General features: G+C 72.4%; 19 protein-coding genes and 1 pseudogene. 12 read left to right on the top strand and 8 right to left on the bottom strand.

The genetic code is table 11. From position 1 onward, the window contains the following. Positions 1-3: 3 nt before the first annotated feature. Positions 4-2,544, bottom strand: coding sequence for an alpha-glucan family phosphorylase (gene glgP / locus ACCP09_RS39540; RefSeq protein ID WP_027934389.1), 2,541 nt, complete (start codon positions 2,542-2,544; stop codon positions 4-6). Between the two features lie 38 nt (positions 2,545-2,582). Between glgP and ACCP09_RS39545 the strand changes: the two genes are divergently transcribed. Continuing rightward, positions 2,583-4,019, top strand: coding sequence for a neutral zinc metallopeptidase (locus ACCP09_RS39545; protein WP_400989543.1), 1,437 nt, complete (start codon positions 2,583-2,585; stop codon positions 4,017-4,019). 1 nt (position 4,020) lies between these two features. Here ACCP09_RS39545 and ACCP09_RS39550 read toward each other — a convergent pair whose 3' ends face one another. Next, positions 4,021-4,521 carry a MarR family winged helix-turn-helix transcriptional regulator gene (locus tag ACCP09_RS39550; protein ID WP_017984464.1) on the bottom strand — a complete coding sequence of 167 codons (501 nt, stop codon included), beginning with the start codon at positions 4,519-4,521 and terminating at the stop codon, positions 4,021-4,023. A gap of 77 nt (positions 4,522-4,598) precedes the next feature. Between ACCP09_RS39550 and ACCP09_RS39555 the strand changes: the two genes are divergently transcribed. Together ACCP09_RS39555 and ACCP09_RS39560 are read left to right on the top strand one after the other, a co-directional pair. After that, complete coding sequence (locus tag ACCP09_RS39555) at positions 4,599-4,898, top strand: thiamine-binding protein (protein WP_017984465.1); 300 nt, start codon at positions 4,599-4,601, stop codon at positions 4,896-4,898. Positions 4,899-4,968: 70 nt separating this feature from the next. Further along, on the top strand, positions 4,969-5,883 hold the full coding sequence (locus tag ACCP09_RS39560) for a tetratricopeptide repeat protein (protein WP_433754202.1): 915 nt from the start codon (positions 4,969-4,971) through the stop codon (positions 5,881-5,883). A gap of 44 nt (positions 5,884-5,927) precedes the next feature. Here ACCP09_RS39560 and ACCP09_RS39565 read toward each other — a convergent pair whose 3' ends face one another. Next, positions 5,928-6,653, bottom strand: a complete 726-nt coding sequence (locus tag ACCP09_RS39565; protein ID WP_433754204.1) for an SDR family oxidoreductase — start codon at positions 6,651-6,653, stop codon at positions 5,928-5,930. An 83-nt stretch (positions 6,654-6,736) separates the two neighbouring features. Between ACCP09_RS39565 and ACCP09_RS39570 the strand changes: the two genes are divergently transcribed. After that, on the top strand, positions 6,737-7,597 hold the full coding sequence (locus ACCP09_RS39570; RefSeq protein ID WP_433754206.1) for a LysR family transcriptional regulator: 861 nt from the start codon (positions 6,737-6,739) through the stop codon (positions 7,595-7,597). Between the two features lie 53 nt (positions 7,598-7,650). Here ACCP09_RS39570 and ACCP09_RS39575 read toward each other — a convergent pair whose 3' ends face one another. Beyond that, positions 7,651-8,013, bottom strand: a complete 363-nt coding sequence (locus tag ACCP09_RS39575) for a DUF3817 domain-containing protein (RefSeq protein WP_017984468.1) — start codon at positions 8,011-8,013, stop codon at positions 7,651-7,653. A gap of 173 nt (positions 8,014-8,186) precedes the next feature. Next, entirely contained in the window at positions 8,187-9,077 is an 891-nt protein-coding gene (locus ACCP09_RS39580; RefSeq protein ID WP_433754208.1) for a sensor histidine kinase, read from the bottom strand. 23 nt (positions 9,078-9,100) lie between these two features. Here ACCP09_RS39580 and ACCP09_RS39585 point away from each other — a divergent pair. From ACCP09_RS39585 to ACCP09_RS39615, 7 genes and pseudogenes are all read left to right on the top strand, one after another. Next, a pseudogene (locus ACCP09_RS39585) lies at positions 9,101-9,310 on the top strand (aspartyl protease family protein); the annotation flags it as partial. Between the two features lie 170 nt (positions 9,311-9,480). Beyond that, on the top strand, positions 9,481-9,669 hold the full coding sequence (locus ACCP09_RS39590; RefSeq protein WP_433754210.1) for a hypothetical protein: 189 nt from the start codon (positions 9,481-9,483) through the stop codon (positions 9,667-9,669). Positions 9,670-9,771: 102 nt separating this feature from the next. Beyond that, positions 9,772-10,755 (top strand): LacI family DNA-binding transcriptional regulator, encoded by a 984-nt coding sequence (locus ACCP09_RS39595; RefSeq protein WP_433754222.1) that lies wholly within the window; start codon positions 9,772-9,774, stop codon positions 10,753-10,755. Continuing rightward, positions 10,752-11,777, top strand: coding sequence for a class I mannose-6-phosphate isomerase (locus ACCP09_RS39600; RefSeq protein WP_433754212.1), 1,026 nt, complete (start codon positions 10,752-10,754; stop codon positions 11,775-11,777). The genes ACCP09_RS39595 and ACCP09_RS39600 overlap by 4 nt, the downstream gene beginning before the upstream one ends. Next, positions 11,777-12,544, top strand: a complete 768-nt coding sequence (locus ACCP09_RS39605; RefSeq protein WP_027934381.1) for an ATP-binding cassette domain-containing protein — start codon at positions 11,777-11,779, stop codon at positions 12,542-12,544. The genes ACCP09_RS39600 and ACCP09_RS39605 overlap by 1 nt, the downstream gene beginning before the upstream one ends. Next, on the top strand, positions 12,541-13,575 hold the full coding sequence (locus ACCP09_RS39610) for an ABC transporter permease (protein ID WP_400989534.1): 1,035 nt from the start codon (positions 12,541-12,543) through the stop codon (positions 13,573-13,575). The genes ACCP09_RS39605 and ACCP09_RS39610 overlap by 4 nt, the downstream gene beginning before the upstream one ends. Before the next feature lie 32 nt (positions 13,576-13,607). Further along, positions 13,608-14,582: an ABC transporter substrate-binding protein gene (locus ACCP09_RS39615; RefSeq protein WP_378335667.1), complete on the top strand. Its 975-nt coding sequence runs from the start codon at positions 13,608-13,610 to the stop codon at positions 14,580-14,582. Between the two features lie 44 nt (positions 14,583-14,626). Here ACCP09_RS39615 and ACCP09_RS39620 read toward each other — a convergent pair whose 3' ends face one another. Together ACCP09_RS39620 and ACCP09_RS39625 are read right to left on the bottom strand one after the other, a co-directional pair. Next, positions 14,627-15,337: an isocitrate lyase/PEP mutase family protein gene (locus ACCP09_RS39620; protein ID WP_433754215.1), complete on the bottom strand. Its 711-nt coding sequence runs from the start codon at positions 15,335-15,337 to the stop codon at positions 14,627-14,629. Continuing rightward, complete coding sequence (locus ACCP09_RS39625; protein ID WP_123685086.1) at positions 15,334-15,798, bottom strand: carboxymuconolactone decarboxylase family protein; 465 nt, start codon at positions 15,796-15,798, stop codon at positions 15,334-15,336. Before ACCP09_RS39625 ends, ACCP09_RS39620 begins: the two co-directional genes overlap by 4 nt. Positions 15,799-15,844: 46 nt before the next feature. Here ACCP09_RS39625 and ACCP09_RS39630 point away from each other — a divergent pair, with 46 nt between their 5' ends. Then, positions 15,845-17,194 carry a PLP-dependent aminotransferase family protein gene (locus ACCP09_RS39630; RefSeq protein WP_433754218.1) on the top strand — a complete coding sequence of 450 codons (1,350 nt, stop codon included), beginning with the start codon at positions 15,845-15,847 and terminating at the stop codon, positions 17,192-17,194. A gap of 1 nt (position 17,195) precedes the next feature. On the opposite strand, the gene meaB is transcribed toward ACCP09_RS39630, so the two are convergent. After that, positions 17,196-18,124, bottom strand: a 929-nt coding sequence (gene meaB / locus ACCP09_RS39635; protein WP_433754220.1) for a methylmalonyl Co-A mutase-associated GTPase MeaB, incomplete at its 5' end; no start/stop codon positions are given.

Consider the following 18,124-nt stretch of genomic DNA (forward strand, 5'->3'; position numbering starts at 1 on the left):
CGCTCAGGCGAGCACCACCTTGCCCAGCTCGGCAGGCGTCGCCAGGAGGTCGTGCCGCGGCAGGATCCGCACGGTGTAGCCGAGGGAGCCGGCCCGGGGCAGCCGCAGCGTCGCGGTGTACTCGCCCTCCTGGGACGGCTCCATCCGCACCGTCATGGGCTCCGCCAGTTCGTCGGTGTCACCAACGCGGCCGACAACCGTCTGGACCTCCACTTCGGACGGCGCCAGCCCGGCCAGGTCCACCTTCGCCCGCACGCGGACCTCGTCGCCGACCACCAGGCGCTCCTGCGCCTCCACCGTCAGCTCCGTGTCCAGCACCCGCACCTGCCGCCACACCGCGTCGACCCGCCGTCGGTACTCCGCCAGCGACCGCGCGCCCGCGTAGCCGTCGGCGCTCGCCGCCGCGCTGGTCACGGCTGCCGGGTGGTAGGCCGTCTCCACGTACTCGCGCACCATCCGCGACGCCTGCACCCGCGGCCCCAGCTCGTCGAGCGTGTGCCACACCATCGACATCCACCCGCGCGGCACGCCCGCGTCGTCCCGCTCGTAGAACAGCGGCGCCACCTGCTGGCCCAGCAGGTCGTACAACGCGGCCGACTCGAGCTCGTCCCGGCGCAGCGGGTCGGTCACGCCGTCCGCGGTCGGGATGGCCCAGCCGTTGCTGCCGTCGTAGCACTCGTCCCACCAACCGTCCTTGATGGACAGATTGAGCCCGCCGTTGAGCGCCGACTTCATGCCCGACGTGCCGCACGCCTCCAGCGGCCGGGTCGGGTTGTTCAGCCACACGTCGCAGCCGCGGTAGAGGTAGCGCGCCATCGACATGTCGTAGTCGGGCAGGAACACCATTCGTCGACGCACCGCGGGGTCGTCCACGAACCGCACGACCTGCTGGATCAGCGCCTTGCCGCCCTCGTCGGCCGGGTGCGACTTGCCGGCGACGACGATCTGCATCGGACGTTCCTCATCCAGCAGCAGCGCGCGCAGCCGTTCCGGGTCGCGCAGCATCAGCGTCAGCCGCTTGTACGTCGGCACGCGGCGGGCGAACCCGACGGTCAGCACGTCCGGGTCGAACACCTGGTTCACCCAGCCCAGCTCCAGCGCCGACGCGCCGCGCTGCAGCCACGCGTTGCGCACCCGCCGCCGCACTTCGAGCACGAGCTTCTGCCGCAGGTCCCGCCGCAGCGCCCACAGTTCCTCGTCGGACACACCCATCTGGCTGGGCAGCTTGCCGTCGTGCCCCCACGCCTTGTGCTTGCCGCCGAGCAGCGCGGTCAGCTCGCGCGCCACCCAGGTCGGCCCGTGCACGCCGTTGGTGACCGACGAAATCGGCACCTCGGCGTCGTCGAAGCCCGGCCACAGCCGCGCGAACATGCGCCGCGACACGCGCCCGTGCAGCTGGGACACGCCGTTGGACCGCTGCGCCAGCCGCAGGCCCATGTGCGCCATGTTGAACATGCCCGGGTTGTCCTCGGCGCCCAGCGCGAGGATCCGCTGCAGCTCCAGCCCCGGCAGCAGCCGTCCGTCGCCGAAGTAGTGCTGCACCAGGTCCACCGGGAACCGGTCGATGCCCGCGGGCACCGGGGTGTGCGTGGTGAACACGGTGCCGGCGCGCACCGCGGACAACGCCTCGTCGAACGCCAGGCCCTGCTCGTCGATCACCTCGCGGGCGCGCTCCAGGCCGAGGAACCCGGCGTGCCCCTCGTTGGTGTGGAACACCTCCGGCTGCGGGTGACCGGTCAACTCGCAGTAGCGCCGCACCGCGCGCATGCCGCCGATGCCCGCCAGGATCTCCTGCCGGATGCGGTGGTCGGCGTCGCCGCCGTAGAGCCGGTCGGTGACCCGGCGCAGGTCCTCGTCGTTGGCCTCGACGTCGGTGTCCAGCAGCAGCAACGGCACGCGCCCGACCTGTGCCTGCCACACCTGCGCGTAGAGGTCGCGCCCGCCCGGCATGGCGACGTGCACCAGCACCGGCTCGGAGTCCTCACCGGTCAGCAGCTCCAGCGGCAGCGCGCTCGGCTCGATCACCGGGTAGTGCTCGACCTGCCAGCCGTCCAGCGACAACGACTGCCGGAAGTACCCCGACCGGTAGAGCGGGCCGACCCCGATCAGCGGCACCCCCAGGTCGGAGGCCGCCTTGAGGTGGTCGCCGGCGAGCACGCCGAGGCCGCCCGAGTAGTTCGGCAGCGCCTCGTGCACCCCGAACTCCATCGAGAAGTACGCGATCGCGGCCGGCGCCCGCTCCCCCTGCGGGCGCTGCTGGTACCACCGGTCCTCGGTCAGGTAGCGCTCCAGGTCGTCGCTCATCGCGTGGACCCTGGCGAGGAAGTCCTCGTCACCGGCCAGCTCCGTCAACCGCGCCGGCGACACCGCGGTGAGCATCCGGAGCGGGTCCCGCACGCGCCGGAACAGCTCGTCGTCCATCGACGCGAACAGGTCACGGGTCGGCGGGTGCCACGTCCAGCGCAGGTTGGTGGCCAGCGCGCGCAACCCGGCCAGCGGCTCGGGCAGGCTCGCGCGGACGGTGAACCGGCGGATTGCTCTCATGGGGATCGACGATATCGGTAAGGTGCGCTGCGACAAGCGTGACGAACATCGAGGGGGCTGGGGTGCGGCGATCGCTGGTGGCGCTGAGCGGGGTGCTGGCGCTGGGACTGGCCGGTTGCAGCGACGGGAAGTCCGCCCCGGTTTCCGAGGGTGACGTCGCCGGGCTGCCGATCACCCACTTCGAGAGCGGTCTCAAGCCGGCCGCGCCGGAGCCGGACCTCGACGTGACCAACGTCAGCAGCGACGAGGCGGACCGGGTGGCCGTCGCCACCATCGCCGACGTCGAGGACTACTGGTCCGACGCGCTGCCGGGCAACTTCGACGTCAAGTTCGAGCCGGTGAAGTCGCTGCTGTCCTACGACTCCGACGGCGAGAACCAGGAGAACGGCTGCGGCGACACGAAGGGCAACGCGAACGCCTTCTACTGCAGCGTCGACGACTCCGTGGCGTGGGACCGCGGCGTGCTGCTGCCGACCATGATGGACCAGTTCGGCCCGCTGTCGGTGGTGACCGTGCTGGCGCACGAGTTCGGCCACGCCGTGCAGTACCGGCTCGGCGACAAGGCGGGCATCAGCCGCAACACGCCCACGATCGTGAAGGAGCAGCAGGCCGACTGCTTCACCGGCGCCTACTACCGCTGGGTCGCCGAGGGCAAGAGCAAGTACTTCGCCGTGTCCACCTCCGACGGGCTGAACTCCGCGTTGTCGTCGCTGTTCCTGGTGCGGGACAGCGCGGGCACCTCGGCGACCGACCGCTCCGCGCACGGCACCGGGTTCGACCGGACCTACGCGTTCCAGATCGGGTTCGAGCAGGGGCCGACGGAGTGCGCCGCGATGACCCTGGACAGCATCCAGCCGCGGCTCACCGAGCGGCCCTTCGACTCCGGCGACCGGGACGGCGACATCGAGGTCGATCAGGAGGCGATCGGCCTGCTGAAGGACAGCCTCGACCGGGCGTTCGCGGGCGCCAAGGTGCAGGCGCCGGAGATCGTCGACGACGGCGCGTCCTGCCCCAACGGCTCGGCCACCCCGCCCGCCACCTACTGCACGAGCGACAACACGGTGCGGATCGACCTCACCGCGCTGGCCGAACTGGGTCAGCCGGTGGACCAGGAGGGCGAGTTCACCGGGTCCAGCAGCGGCGGGCACGGCGACTTCGCGGCGTTCTCCGAAGTCGCGTCCCGGTACGCGATGGGCATCCAGAAGGGTGTCGGCGCTTCCCTGGACAACGCGAACGCCGGGTTGCGGACCGCGTGCCTGGTCGGCGCGTGGGCCGCGGTGGCCGCGCAGGAGGGGCAGCAGATGCGGCTGTCGGCCGGCGACCTGGACGAGGCGATCTCGGACCTGCTGCGGCCGGACTCGCTGGTCGCGGCCGACGTGGACGGCAAGCCCGCGGCCAGCGGGTTCAACCGCGTCGAGGCCATGCGCACCGGCTACCTGCAGGGTTCCGGCCCGTGCAGCACCCAGTACGGCTGAGTCAGCCCATGAAGTCGCCGGTCGCCTTGCGGACCTTGGTGAGCAGCTCGGACAGCTGCTCGGTCTGCTTCGGCGTGAGGCCGACGAGCCCGAAGTCGATCGAGGTGACCGCCTTCGTCGCCTCTTCCAGGCGGGCGTGACCGTCGTCGGTGATCTCCACCAGCGTGGTGCGCCGGTCGGTCGGGTGCGGCACCCGCTTGACCAGCCCGTCCTTCTCCAGCCGGTCCACGATGTTGGTCACGCTGGTCGGGTGCAGCTGGAGGCGCTCGCCCATGACCCGCATCGGCAGCGCACCGCGGCGCGCGAACGACAGCAGCACGAGCGCCTCGTACCGCGCGAAGGTGAGGCCGTGCGGTTTGAGCGCGCCGTCGACGGCCGACTGGACGATCTGCTGCACGCGCATCACGCCGGTGACCGCCGCCATCGTCGCGGACGGCCCGATCCGGTCCTCCCACAGCTGCGCGGCGCGGGCGATCGGGTCGAAAGGCAGCGGGCGGTTCATGGCAGGGAAGCTACCAGCGGGTTCTTGACCGAGGGGGCAGGGTAGTGCGCAAAGTGTCGCAAGTGTGAGGAGAGCCGATGATCGTCGCCTTCAGCGTGAGCCCGTCCGGCGGTGACCCGGACGGCGGAGTCAGCGAAGCGGTCGCCAGGGCGGTGCGGGTCGTCCGCGACTCGGGCCTGCCGAACTCCACGAACGCGATGTTCACCAACGTCGAGGGGTCCTGGGACGAGGTCATGGACGTGGTGAAGCGGGCGGTGGAAGCGGCCGGCGAGGGTGCCGCCCGGGTGTCGCTCGTGCTCAAGGCGGACATCCGGCCGGGCTTCGACAGCGGTCAGCTGGAGGCGAAAGTGGAGCGGTTGGAGGAGCACCTCCGGTGAAACGCCGGACAGTACATGCCAGGATGGAAGCGTGACAAATCCACGCGCATCAGCAGCGAAGTCAGCCGCCATGTCCGCCGCGCTGTCCGGCGCGGTGGATCTGTCCGCGCTCAAGGCCAGGGCCGAGGCCCAGCGCAACGCCCCGCCGCCGTCGAGCGGCGCACCGGCCGGGGGCGGCGGCGCGAGCGCCGCGGTCATCGACGTCACCGAGGCCACGTTCCAGGCCGAGGTGGTCGAGCGGTCGCTGCAGCAGCTCGTCGTGGTGGACCTGTGGGCCGACTGGTGCGGGCCGTGCAAGCAGCTGAGCCCGGTGCTGGAGCGCCTGGCCGAGCAGTCCGGCGGGGCCTGGGTGCTGGCGAAGGTCGACGTCGACGCCAACCCGCGCATCGCGCAGGTCTTCGGGGTCCAGTCGATCCCGACGGTCGTGGCGATCGCAGGCGGGCAGCCGGTCAACGCGTTCTCCGGCGCGCTGCCGGAGCCGGAGATCCGGCAGTGGCTGGACCAGCTGCTGGAGGCGCTGAAGGGCAAGCTGCCGGGCATCCCGCCGTCCGGCGCGGACGGCGCGGAGGAGCCCGAGGACCCGCGCTTCACCGAGGCCGAAGCCGCGTTCGAGCGCGGTGACTTCGCCGCCGCCGAGGCCGCCTACCAGCGGATCCTGGACGTCGAGCCGGCCAACGAGCTGGCCAAGGCCGGTCTGGCGCAGGTCCGGTTCGCCGCCCGCGCCGCCGAGGCCGACCCGTCGGCCGTCACGCGTGCCGACGCGTCCCCGGACGATCTGGACGCCCAGTTCGCGGCCGCCGACTACGAGGTGGCGACGGGCAAGGTCGAGGACGGGTTCTCCCGGCTCATCGAGGCCGTGCGCCGCACGGCCAGCCCGGACCGCAACCGCGTCCGCGAGCACCTGGTCGGCCTGTTCGACCTGTTCGACCCGGCCGACGAGCGCGTCGCGGCGGCCCGGCGGAACCTGGCGTCGGCCCTGTTCTGAGACGGCGCCCCCCGCGCCGCGAGGTGCGGCGCGGGGAGTCCGCCTCACCAGGGGATGACGCCGTCGTCGTCGAAGAAGCCGCCGCGTGGCCCGTCGTCGGGCAGGGTGGCGAGCCGGATCGCGATGGCCGCGCCCTGCTCGGGAGTCCGGGGCGCGGCGAAGCCGGTGAAGTCGGTCGCGACGTAACCGGGGCAGGCGGCGTTCACGATGACGTTCGTGTCGGCGAGCGCGCGGGCGTACTGCACGGTGATGCTGTTGAGCATCGACTTCGACGGCGCGTATGCGGCCATGACCGGGCCGGTCCGCAGGGCGAGCGAACCCATGTTGCTGGACATGTTGACGATGCGCGGGGAGTCGGCGCGGCGCAGCAGCGGGAGCATCGCGTTCGTCACCCGGACGACGCCGAACACGTTGGTGTCGAGGACGGCCCGGACGACGTCGAGGTCCAGTGTGGTCGGATCCTGCGCGCCGCCGTCGGTCCGGCCGCCGATGCCCGCGTTGTTGACCAGGACGTCGAGCCGTCCGGCTGTGCGATCGATCGTCGCCGCGGCCGCCGCGACGCTGTCGTCGGAGGTGACGTCGAGGGCCACCCCGAACGCGTCGGCGCCCGTGGCGCGCAGCCGCTCGACGGCCTCCTCACGGCGGGCGTCGTCGCGCGCCCCGACGGCGACCGTGTAGCCGATCGCGCCGAGCCCCTGCGCGATGGCGTAACCGATTCCCTTGTTCGCGCCGGTGACCAGCGCGATCTTCGTGTCGTTCACGCGGCCCATGCTCGGCTCGCGGGAACGCGCTGTCCAAGATCAGCTCGCTACGCTGTGATACCCAGGAGGTATCACCGCGTAGGATCGAAACCGTGCGTGATCTGGAAACCCGCGAGCTCCGCTACTTCGTCACCGTCGCGGAGGAGCTGCACTTCGGCCGTGCCGCGGAGCGGCTCGGGATCGCGCAGCCGCCGCTCTCCCGCGCCATCCGGCAGCTGGAACAGCGGCTCGGCGTCCGGCTGCTCGACCGTGACCGCCGCGGGGTGGCGCTGACCGAACCCGGCCGGGTGCTGCTGCGCGAGGCCAAGGTGGCCCTCGACGCGGTCACGGCCGCCGCGCGCCGGACGCGCCGCGCCGCCGACCCGAAACGGCCGCTGGTGCTCGTGACGAAAGCCGGGGCGTCACACGAACTCCTGCAGCGACTCCTCGACGCCGTCGCGGCCGAACCGGGCGCACCGCCGGTCGAAGTCCTCCTGTGCGAAGTGGGCGAGCAGGCCGGGTTGCTGCGCGACGGGCAGGCCGACGTGGCGATCATGCACCGCCCGTTCGACGATCTCGCCGGCTTCGACACCGAGGACCTAATCGTCGAAGGCCAGGTCGCGATCCTGCCCGCGGCGCACCCGCTCGCGGCCCGCGAACAACTCACACTCGCTGAAGTCAGCGACGTCCCGGACCTGCCGATCGCGCGGTGGCCCCGGCTCGACGGCACCTATCCGCCCGGCCCCGGCCCGGAGGTGCGCACGCAGTCGCAGCTGGCCCAGCTCGTGGCACTGGGACGGACGCTGCTCGTCATCCCCGCGTCCAGCCGGGCGTGGCAGTGGCCGGAGCACGTGGCGGTGCCCGTTGTCGACGCACCGGAAGTCACGACCATGCTCGCCTGGCCGGCGAGCAGCCGCTCACCGGCGGTCGCCGCGCTCGTCCGCTCGGCGGCCGCGCTCGACAAGAACCCGTGACAGCACGAAGCGCCGCCGCCACAGGTCGTGGCGGCGGCGCTTCGTGGTGAAGATCAGGCGGAGACGGTGTCGCGGACGATCAGGCCGGTGCCGCCGTGGGTGAGGCGCTCCGGGCCGTCCAGCTTGCCGGTGCGCAGGGCCCAGGTCTCGAACCACCAGGTGAACAGCGGCGGGATGCTCGCCAGCAGCGCGGTCACCACGGTCTTCGGACGCCAGCCGAGCGGCTTGAACACGGCCAGGGTGACGACCAGGTACACGACGAAGACGACGCCGTGCACCATGCCGAGCACCGGCACGCCGCCCTCGTTCGGGGCGTCGACGACGTACTTCAGGAACATCCCGATCAGCAAACCCGCCCAGGACAGCGCCTCGGCGACGGCGGCCACGCGGAACACGAGAGCGGCCTTGCTGGTCACTGCTTTCCTCCTTGTGAGAAGCACATGAGAAAACGTCCGACTCCGGTCTACGTCAACCACGCTGTCGGACGTTTCGGTACCCAGTGTGAGGCGTGATGGTCCTCACGGGTACCTCGGGGGTCGTGATCATCATCACGAGCCGCCGTCCACAGAGGATCCGGGTAGCCACCCGGTCACGTCCAGTCCACCTGCGCGCGGGGCGCGATCGACACGTGCCCGTGGTGGGCGGTGGCGACGGCGTGCACGATCGACAATCCGAGCCCCGTGCCGGATTCCGAGCGCACGCGGGCGCCCGCGCCACGGACGAACGGTTCCAACAACCGCTGCACGTCGCCCGGCACCGCGGCCCCGGTGTTCGAGATCCGCAGGAACACCTGGCCGTCGGTGCTGCCGGTGGCCACGTCGATCAGGCCGCCGGGACGGTTGTAGCGCACCGCGTTGTCGACGAGGTTGCCCGCCATCCGTTCCAGCAGCACGGGTTCGCCGCCGGTGACCGCGGGCCGCAGCCCGGTCCGCAGGACCAACGCGCGCGCGACGACCTGCTGCGCCACGCCGTCGAGCGCGGCGGCGACGAGATCCACGCGCTGCCGGGTGAGCGCGCCGGTCTGGCTGCATGCCAGCGCGAGCAGACCGTCGAGGGTGCGCCGGCTGTGCTCGATCGCGGTCGCGATGTCGCAGGTCATGGCCAGCAGCTCGGCCCGCGTCGGTTCGCCGTCCAGTGTGACGTCGATCGCGGCGCGGACGGTGGTCAGCGGGGTGCGCAGTTCGTGCGCGGCGTTGGCGGTGAACATGCGCTGGCTGCGCAGCACGCGGTCGCGCTCGGCGATGCCCTGCTGGATGCGGTCCAGCATGTCGTTGACGGTGGCGGCCAGGGTCGCGAGCTCGTCCGGGGGCGCGGTGACCGGGACGCGTTCGGCGAGGTTCTCCGCGGACAGGCGCCGCGCGGTCGCCGAGATGGCCCGGATCGGGCGCAGCACCCGCCCGGCCACCAGCCAGCCGAGGACCGCGGCCGGCAGCACCACCACGGCGAACGCGATCGACGCCTGCCCGAGAAACTCCGACAACGCCAGATCACGCAACCGATCCGCTGCCGACCGTCGAAGCGTCCCTCAACGGCGGCGAGCCCCGCCGGTTCCTCCTCGACACCTACGGCACGCTCGACCTGGACCAGCCGGTGGCCGACGAACTGGGCCTGCGCTCCCTCGCCACGGCTTCGGGTTACGCCGGCAACCGGCCGGTCACTATCCACGTCGGGATCCTGGACTCGATCTGGTTCGGCGACCTCGAAATCCGCGACATCCCGATGCGGTGGACGAACCAGCCCAAACCGGCGCTCCCGGACGGCGCGGTCCCCCGGCGTGCTCGGCACGACGGTCTTCTACCGCCTGCTGACCACGAGTGCCGCGCGCTGGTGCTCCGGCGCAAGGACACCCCGTTCCGGCCCGGCCCGCGGACACCACGGTCGAGGTGGCCGAGCGGGCCGGCATCCCGGTGGGCTACTCGATCCCCGGCGAGATCAACGGCAGGCCGGTGTACCCGATCACCGCCGAGCGGATCTCGCTGGGCCGGGCCGTCGGCCACGACGTCCGCGGGTCCACGAGCGCCGGTCCCGTCGAAGGCACGCCTGGTCCGGGGCAGTCGGCGATGGAGCGGTGACCAGCCGGGCGGCGGTTGACACACCGCCGCCGGGTGGTGTGAAATCCACCCGCTATGACAACGTTGTCGTCGGGTCCGGGGAAGGCGTCGCGGCGCGCCACGATGAACGACGTCGCCCGTCTGGCCGGGGTGAGCATCAAGACGGTCTCGCGCGTGGTCAACGACGAGCCCGCGGTGCACCCGGAGACCGCCGAACGCGTCCTGGCCGCCATCGACCAGCTCGGCTTCCGGCGCAACCTGGGCGCCCGCAACCTGCGCCGCGGCTCGACCACCGGCACCATCGGCCTGGTCGTCGAGGACGTGGGCAACCCGTTCTACTCCGAGCTCACCCGCGCGGCCGAGAAGGTCGCCACCGCGTTCGGCAGGCACGTGCTGTCCGGCTCGTCGGAGGAGGACTCCGACCGCGAACGCGAGCTGGCCCTCGAATTCTGCTCCCGCCGGGTCGACGGGCTGCTCATCGTCCCGGCCGGCACCCAGCACGGCTACCTGCTGCCGGAGATGCGCGCGGGTACGCCGGTGGTGTTCGTGGACCGCCCGGCCGGGGACATCGCCGCCGACACCGTGCTGGTCGACAACCTGGGCGGCACCGTCGAAGCGGTCGCCCACCTGGCCCGGCAGGGGCACCGCCGGATCGCGTTCCTCGGCGACCGGCCGGACATCTACACCGCCGCCGAACGCCTGCGCGGCTACCGCGAGGGGTGCGCCCGCGCCGGGGTCCGCTTCGACGAGCGGCTGGCCATCCTGCGCCCGCCGACCAGGCAGAGCGTCGCCGACGCGGTCGCCCGCCTCCTCGCCGGTCCGGACCCGGCCACCGCGATCATCGCGGGCAACAACCGCGTCACCGTCCACCTGCTGCGGGCGCTGGCCCACGTCACGCCGCGCCCCGCCGTCGTCGGTTTCGACGACTTCGAACTCGCCGACCTGCTCGACCCGCCGGTGACCGTCGTCGCGCACGACGTGAGCCGTCTCGGGTCGGCGGCGGCCGAGCTGTTGTTCGCCCGCATCAACGGCGATGCCTCCGCACCGAGAAAGGTTGTCCTGCCCGTGCACCTCGTTCCCCGCGGCTCCGGTGAGGTGGCCCCGTGACCGCCCCGATCAAGCTCCCGGCCAACCAGCCCGCCCAGTTCTACCGTGGTGGCGCGGCGATCGCCGCGCTGCGCGGAGTGTCCGAACAGGACTCCGCGTTCGGCCCGGAAGACTGGGTCGCCTCGACCACCACACGCTTCGGCCAGGAGGAGTCCGGGCTGACCCGGCTGCCGGACGGCCGCTGGCTGCGCGACGCCGTCCGCGACGACCCCCAGGCCTGGCTCGGCGCCGAGCACGTCGCGGCGTTCCGCGACTCCACCGCGCTGCTGGTCAAGCTGCTCGACGCCGGCCAGCGGCTGCCGGTGCACTTCCACCCCACCGACGCCTTCGCGCGCAAGCACTTCGACTCGCACTTCGGCAAGACCGAGGCCTGGATCGTGGTCGGCACCAGCGGCGACGACCCGCGCGTCTACCCCGGCTTCCGCGAGACGGTCAGCCCCGCCACCGTCGACGGCTGGGTGCGCGACCAGGACACCGACGCGATGCTCGGCGCGCTGAACAGCGTCGCGGTCCGCCCCGGTGACACGGTCTACATCCCGGCCGGACTGCCGCACGCGATCGGCGCGGGCGTGTTCGTCGTCGAACTGCAGCAGCCCACCGACTTCTCGCTGACCATCGAGTGGCGCAACTTCCTGGACGACCCGGACAAGGGACACCTCGGCCTCGGGTTCGACACCGCGTTGCAGGCGCTCGACACGTCCGGCTGGGACAACGAACGGCTGGCGGGCATCGTCAAGCACACCGCCGACGAGCCGGGGTCCATTGTGGACCTGCTAGCGGCTGGTTCGGCGGAGTTCTTCCGCGCCGACCAGCTGCGCCCGTCCCCCGCGCTCGCGCTCGACCCGTCGTTCGCCGTGTTCGTGGCGCTCGACGGGCAGGGCACGCTGCGCACCGAGCGCGGCGGCGAGATCGCCGTGGCCAAGGGCGAGACGCTGGTCGTCCCGCACGCCGCCGGGCAGCTCGAACTAGCTGGCGACCTGACCGTCATCCGCTGCCGTCCCCCGGCCCCCGGAGCGCGCTGATGAACGACACCGTCCTGCTCGACGCGCGGAACCTGGTCAAGCACTACGGCTCGGTGGAGGCCCTGCGCGGCGCCTCCTTCCAGGCCCGCGCGGGTGAGGTGACCGCACTGATCGGCGACAACGGCGCGGGGAAGTCCACCCTCGTCAAGTGCCTGTCCGGTGCGGAGCAGCCGACCTCCGGCGAGATCCGGCTGGACGGCAGGACGGTGTCGCTCGACTCGCCGGTGACCGCGCGGCGCCTTGGCATCGAGACGGTGTACCAGGACCTCGCGGTCGCCCCGGAGCTCGATCCGGCGGCGAACCTGTTCCTCGGCCGGGAGATCCGCCGCAAGGGCGTCCTCGGCAGGCTCGGCATGCTAGACAAGGCCGAGATGCGGCGGCGCGCGGTCGAGGAGTTCGACCGGCTGGGCGTGTCGCTGCAAAGCACGGACGTGCCGATCGGCTCGCTGTCCGGCGGGCAGCGGCAGAGCGTCGCGGTGGCGCGGTCGGTGGTATGGGCGTCGAAGGTCGTGTTCATGGACGAGCCGACCGCCGCGCTCGGCGTGGTGCAGCGGGAGCGGGTGCTGGACGTCATCCGGCGGGTCCGCGACGAGGGCATCGCGGTGGTGCTGATCAGCCACAACATGCCCGAGGTGCTGTCCGTAGCCGACCGGGTGGAGGTGCTGCGGCTAGGCACGCGCGTGGCCCGGTTCGTGGCGTCGGAGACCAAGCTCGAGGACCTGGTGGCGGCGATGACCGGCGCACTGACCCACGAGGAGGCGGCGTGAGCACGGCGGTCCAGACCGAGGTGAGCGGCGGGATCGGCAAGCGGTCCCTGGGACAGCGGCTGATCGGCGCCAACACCTTCTGGATCGCGTTGGTGCTGCTCGCGCTGATCGCGGTGTTCACGGTGCTGGCGCCGAACGAGTTCGCCACCGTGTTCACGTTCCAGACGCTGCTGATCGAGACGTCGGTGCTGCTGGTGCTGTCGGTCGGGATGACGTTCGTGATCATCACCTCCGGCATCGACCTGTCCGTCGGCTCGGTGCTGATCTTCGCCGGCATGGTGTGCGGCAAGACGATGGAGGCGCTCTCCGGCGGCAACGCGAGCACGGCCGGCTGGGGCGTGATCACCGTCGGCCTGGTCGCGGCGGTGCTGGCCGGCACGGCGTGGGGGCTGATCAACGGGTTCCTCATCGCGGTCGCGAAGATCCCGCCGCTGATCGTCACGCTCGGCTCGATGGGCGCCGCGCTGGGTGCGGCGTACCTGCTCAACGGCGGCTCCGACGTGCGCAGCGTGCCTGCCACGCTCAACCGCACGCTCGGCTACGGCACCTCGTTCGGCGGCGTCCCGAACCTGGTGCTGGTCGCCGCGGTGATCACGTTGATCGGCGCGTGGCTGCTGCACACCACCCGCTTCGGCCGCTACACCTACGCGGTCGGCTCGAACGCCGAGGCCGCGCGCCGGGCCGGGATCGGGGTGACCGCGCACCTGCTCAAGGTGTACCTGCTGACCGGGTTCCTGGCCGGGGTGGCGGGTTTCCTGTCGCTGGCCTACTACGCCTCGACCACGATCACCGCGCACACCAACGACAACCTCAACGCGATCGCGGCGACCGTGATGGGCGGGACGAGCCTGTTCGGCGGCGTCGGGTCGGTGCTGGGCACGGTGATCGGGGTGTTCATCCCGGCGGTGCTGAAGAAGGGCTTCAACATCACGCACGTCCAGGACTTCTGGCAGATGATCGCGGTCGGTGCGGTGCTGGTGGCCGCGGTGTGGTTCGACCAACGGCGCCGCCGGGCGCGCAATTCCCGCTGAAACCCGTACGACGAGGTAGGGAGAGGGATCGGATGAAGTTGGTGCAGATCGCCGGACTGGCGGCGACCGCGGTGCTGCTGGCGGCCTGCGGGTCGGGCCAGGTCGGCGGCTCCGGGGGCGCGGCGCCGGAGAACAGCAAGCGGCTCACGCTCATCCCGGGTGTGCAGGCCGAGCCGTTCTACATCTCGATGCAGTGCGGCGCGCAGGCCGAGGCGCAGAAGCTCGGCTACACGCTGGACACCTCGGCGCCGCAGAAGTTCGACGCGGCGCTGCAGACGGAGAAGGTCAACGCGCTGGGTTCGAACCCGCCTGCCGCGCTGCTCATCGCGCCGACCGACGACACGGCGATGCTCGCGCCGATCCAGCAGGTCGCCTCGCGCGGGGTGAAGATCGTCGAGGTCGACACGTCGCTGAAGGACACCAGCGTGGCGCAGTCCTCGATCTCCTCGGACAACACGGCGGGCGGTCAGCTCGCGGCGGACACGCTGGCGCAGCTGGCTGGCGGGAAGTCCGGTTCGGTGCTGGTGCTGGACACCATCGCGGGCACCTCGACCACGAACGCGCGCGCCGCCGGGTTCGAGGAGCAGCTGAAGAAGTACCCGAACCTCAAGTCGGTCGGCATCCAGTTCACCCAGAACGAGCCGGAGCAGGCCGCGTCGAAGGTGACCGCGGCCCTCGCGTCGACCCCGGACCTGGTGGGGATCTTCGCGACGAACCTGAACACCGGCGAGGGCGCGGCGACCGGCCTGCGCAACGCAGGCAAGGTGGGCCAGGTCCAGCTGGTCGGCTTCGACGCCAGCCCGTCCGAAGTGGAGGGTCTGCGCAACGGCGAGTACCAGGCGCTGATCGCGCAGGACCCGGCGATGATCGGGCAGCAGGGCGTGCAGCAGGCGGTCGCCGCGCTGGAGGGCAAGCCGGTGACGCGCAACCTGACGGCGCCGCTGCACTCCATCACGAAGGCGAACATGGACGCCAACAGCCAGTACTTCTACAAGCAGTCCTGCTGAGGGGGCCGGGGAGGTGCGCCCTGGGGGTACGCACCTCCCCGGTTTCACCGCAGCGTCTTCAGGTGCTCGGCCAGCCACCCGCGGGCGGCCCGCCACAGGCCGGCGCCGAGCGAGATCCGCGCGACGCCCAGCTCGGCCAGTTCGGCGACGGGACCGTTGGCGTTGACCGCGGCCGGGCTCACCGCCCGCACGAACTCGGCCAGCACCTCGCGGTCGCGCAGCAGGATCGGATACACGCAGTCCGCACCGGCGTCGAGGTAGGCCCGCGCGCGGTCGACCGCCTCCGGCAGCACGGCACGCGGGTCCGAGGCGCGCAGGAACACGTCGATGCGGGCGTTGATCACCAGGTCCCGGCCCGCGGCCCCACGCACCGCCGCCAGCCGGGCCGCCTGCTCCTCGACCGGCCGCAGACCGCCGCCTGCGTGGTCGGTGTCCTCGTAGTTGCAGCCGACCGCGCCGGTGGCAAGCAGCCGCTCGGCGAACTCCGGTCCGGACAGCCCGTAGCCGCTCTCGGCGTCCACCGTCACCGGCACCGAGACCGCCCGCGCGATGCGCGTGGCGGCGGCGAACATCTCCTCGGCGGGCGCCTGCTCGCCGTCCGGGTAGCCCAGCGCGGCGGCGACGGCGACCGACGACGTCGCCACCACCGGGAAGCCGGCCTCCTCGACCAGCCGCGCGGTGTCGGCGTCCCACGCGTTCGGCAGGAGCAGCGGCTTCCCCGGGACGTGCAGCGCCCGCAGCGCCTCGGCGCTCACTTGGGGTCCGCCGGGAGCGGCTTGTGGCTGGTGACCCCGAGCCGGTTGAACGCGTTGATCACCGTCGCCGCCCACGCGACCGCGACGTACTGCTCTTCGGTGAACACGCTGGTCGCCTGCTGGTAGACGTCGTCGGGCACGTCCTGGTTCTGCGGCAGCCGGGTCATCGCGTCGGTCAGCGCGAGCGCGGCCCGTTCCTGCTCGGTGTAGAGGTCGGTCTCCCACCAGGCGCCGAGCATGAGGATCCGCCGCTCGCTCTCCCCCAGCTTGCGGGCGTCCCTGGCGTGCCGGTCGAGGCAGTAGGCGCACCCGTTGAGCATCGACGCGCGGATCTTCACCAGCTCGATGAGCCGCTGGTCGAGCCCCGCGTTCGCGGCCGCCTTCTCGACGACGGTGTGCAGGTGGAGTATCGACTTGTAGGCCTCGGGCAGCGCGGCGGACAACTGGATTCGCTTGGTCATGACGACCACGCTATCCGCCGCTGGCACACGGGTATGGTCCAGTTCTGTGGCGCGTTCGTGGTCCAGTTCCGACCTCCACCTCGACTGGTCGCCGTCCGCGGGCAGGCGCGGGCTGGCGGACGCGCTGCGCCGCGCCATCCGTGAAGGGCGCCTCGCGCCCGGCACCGCACTGCCCTCGACGCGAGCGCTCGCGGCCGACCTCGGGATCGCCCGCGGGACCGTCACCCGCGTCTACGGCGACCTGACCGCCGAGGGGTACCTGCGCACCGGCCAGGGCGCGCCGACCCGCGTCGCGGCCGGCCCGCGGCCGTCCGCGGAACCCCGCGAGAAGTCCGGGCCGCCCACGTCCGCCTGGTTCCGGGACGCGCGCTGGGACCTGTTCCCCGGCCGGCCCGACCTGTCGTCGTTCCCCCGCGCGGCGTGGGCGTCCGCCATGCGCCGGGTCCTGCAATCGCTGCCCGCCGGGTCGTTCGACTACGGCGACCCGGCCGGGCCCGCCGTGCTGCGCGAAGCTCTGGCCCGGTACCTGGCGCGCAGCCGCGGCGTGCTGGCGGACCCGGACCGGATCGTGGTGTGCGGCGGCTACTCCCACGCGATCAGCGTGCTCGGGCACCTGTTCGACGAGATCGCCTTCGAAGACCCGTCGCTGCCGGAGTTCCGCGACGGCGCGGCCAGGGCCGGCGCGAAGATCGTGACGGTGCCGGTGGACGAGCGTGGCATCCGGGTGTCCGAACTGGACAGTCCGGTCGCCGTCGTGACCGCGGCGCACCAGTACCCGCTCGGGGTCACGCTCGCCCCGGAACGCCGCTCAGCGCTGGCCTGCTGGGCGGCCGCGGGCGGCCTGGTGATCGAGGACGACTACGACGGCGAGTTCCGGTTCGACCGCCAGCCGGTCGGTGCGGTGCAGTCGCTGGCGCCGGAGCGGATCATCTACGCGGGCGGGGTCAGCAAGACGCTCGCGCCCTCGCTGCGGATCGGCTGGCTGGTGCTGCCGCGGCGCCTGGTCGGGCCGGTGCTCGACACGATGACGGCGCTGGGCTGGCGCGCCCCGGTGATCGACCACCTGGCCCTGGCCGACCTGCTGAACTCCGGCGCGTACGACCGGCACGTCCGGCAGCGCCGGGTCGCCTACCGCCGCCGACGCGACCGGCTGATCGCCGCGCTGCCGCCGGGGTTCGTGCCGGAAGGCATCTCCGCGGGACTGCACCTGGTGCTCCGCGTGCCCGACGAAGCCGCCGTGCTGCGGGCGCTGCGCGCGCGATCGGTGGCGGTGGACTACCTGAGCCGCTACTGGACGGGCACCGGCCCCGGCGGACTGGTGATCGGCTACGCGACCCCGGCCGAGCACGCGTTCGGCCCGGCGGTGGAGGCGCTGGTGGACGGCCTGCGCGCCTGAGTCACCCGCGGCCGGTGCGCAGTGCCGCGAGCAGCTCGTCGGCCGCGGCGTACGGGTCCAGCTCGCGCTCGACGACCTTCTTCGCCACCGCGGGCAGGTGCCCGCCGCCGTGCAGGTCGGTCAGCCGCGCCTGCAGCTCGCGCAGCGCGATGGCCGCCACCTCGTCCGCGGCCCGTTCGGCGCGGCGGCGCTCCAGCTCCCCGTGTGAAACCAGCCAGTCGTGGTGCTCGGACAGCGCCTTGACCAGGTCCTGCGCGCCTTCGCCGCGCGCGGCGACCGTCCGCACGATCGGCTGTCGCCAGCTCTCGCCGCGGATCTCCCGCCGCGCGTAGGCGATCATCTGCTTCAGGTCGCGCACCACGGTCTCCGCGCCGTCGCGGTCGGCCTTGTTGACCACGAACACGTCGGCGATCTCCAGCACCCCGGCCTTGGCCGCCTGGATCCCGTCGCCGAGCCCGGGCGCGAGCAGCACCACGGTGGTGTCGGCCAGCTTCACGACGTCCACTTCGGACTGACCGACCCCGACGGTCTCGATCAGGACGACGTCGAACCCGGCGGCGTCGAGGACCCGCACCGCCTGCGGCGTCGCCCAGGACAGGCCGCCCAGGTGGCCGCGGGTGGCCATCGAGCGGATGAACACGCCCGGATCGGTGGCGTGCTCGGTCATCCGGATCCGGTCGCCGAGCAGCGCCCCGCCGGAGAACGGCGACGACGGGTCGATCGCCAGCACCCCGACCCGCTTGCCCTCCGCGCGCAACGCGGACAGCAGCATGGACGTCGAAGTCGACTTGCCGACCCCGGGCGGCCCGGTCAGGCCGATCACCCGCGCCCGGCCGGTGTGCGGCGTGAGCGCCGCGGCCACCTCTCGCAGGCGCGGGTGCGCGTCCTCGACCAGCGAGATCAGCCTGGCGACCGCGCGCGGCTGTCCCT

This window comes from Amycolatopsis sp. 3B14, assembly GCF_050958625.1.
GTDB lineage: Bacteria > Actinomycetota > Actinomycetes > Mycobacteriales > Pseudonocardiaceae > Amycolatopsis_E > Amycolatopsis_E thermoflava.

Excerpts from the sequence above, each read along its gene's own strand:
- glgP (WP_027934389.1), bottom strand. The coding sequence starts at position 2,544 with ATGAGAGCAATCCGCCGGTTCACCGTCCGCGCGAGCCTGCCCGAGCCG.
- ACCP09_RS39550 (WP_017984464.1), bottom strand. The coding sequence starts at position 4,521 with ATGAACCGCCCGCTGCCTTTCGACCCGATCGCCCGCGCCGCGCAGCTG.
- ACCP09_RS39555 (WP_017984465.1), top strand. The coding sequence starts at position 4,599 with ATGATCGTCGCCTTCAGCGTGAGCCCGTCCGGCGGTGACCCGGACGGC.
- ACCP09_RS39560 (WP_433754202.1), top strand. The coding sequence starts at position 4,969 with ATGTCCGCCGCGCTGTCCGGCGCGGTGGATCTGTCCGCGCTCAAGGCC.
- ACCP09_RS39565 (WP_433754204.1), bottom strand. The coding sequence starts at position 6,653 with ATGGGCCGCGTGAACGACACGAAGATCGCGCTGGTCACCGGCGCGAAC.
- ACCP09_RS39595 (WP_433754222.1), top strand. The coding sequence starts at position 9,772 with ATGAACGACGTCGCCCGTCTGGCCGGGGTGAGCATCAAGACGGTCTCG.
- ACCP09_RS39605 (WP_027934381.1), top strand. The coding sequence starts at position 11,777 with ATGAACGACACCGTCCTGCTCGACGCGCGGAACCTGGTCAAGCACTAC.
- ACCP09_RS39615 (WP_378335667.1), top strand. The coding sequence starts at position 13,608 with ATGAAGTTGGTGCAGATCGCCGGACTGGCGGCGACCGCGGTGCTGCTG.
- ACCP09_RS39625 (WP_123685086.1), bottom strand. The coding sequence starts at position 15,798 with ATGACCAAGCGAATCCAGTTGTCCGCCGCGCTGCCCGAGGCCTACAAG.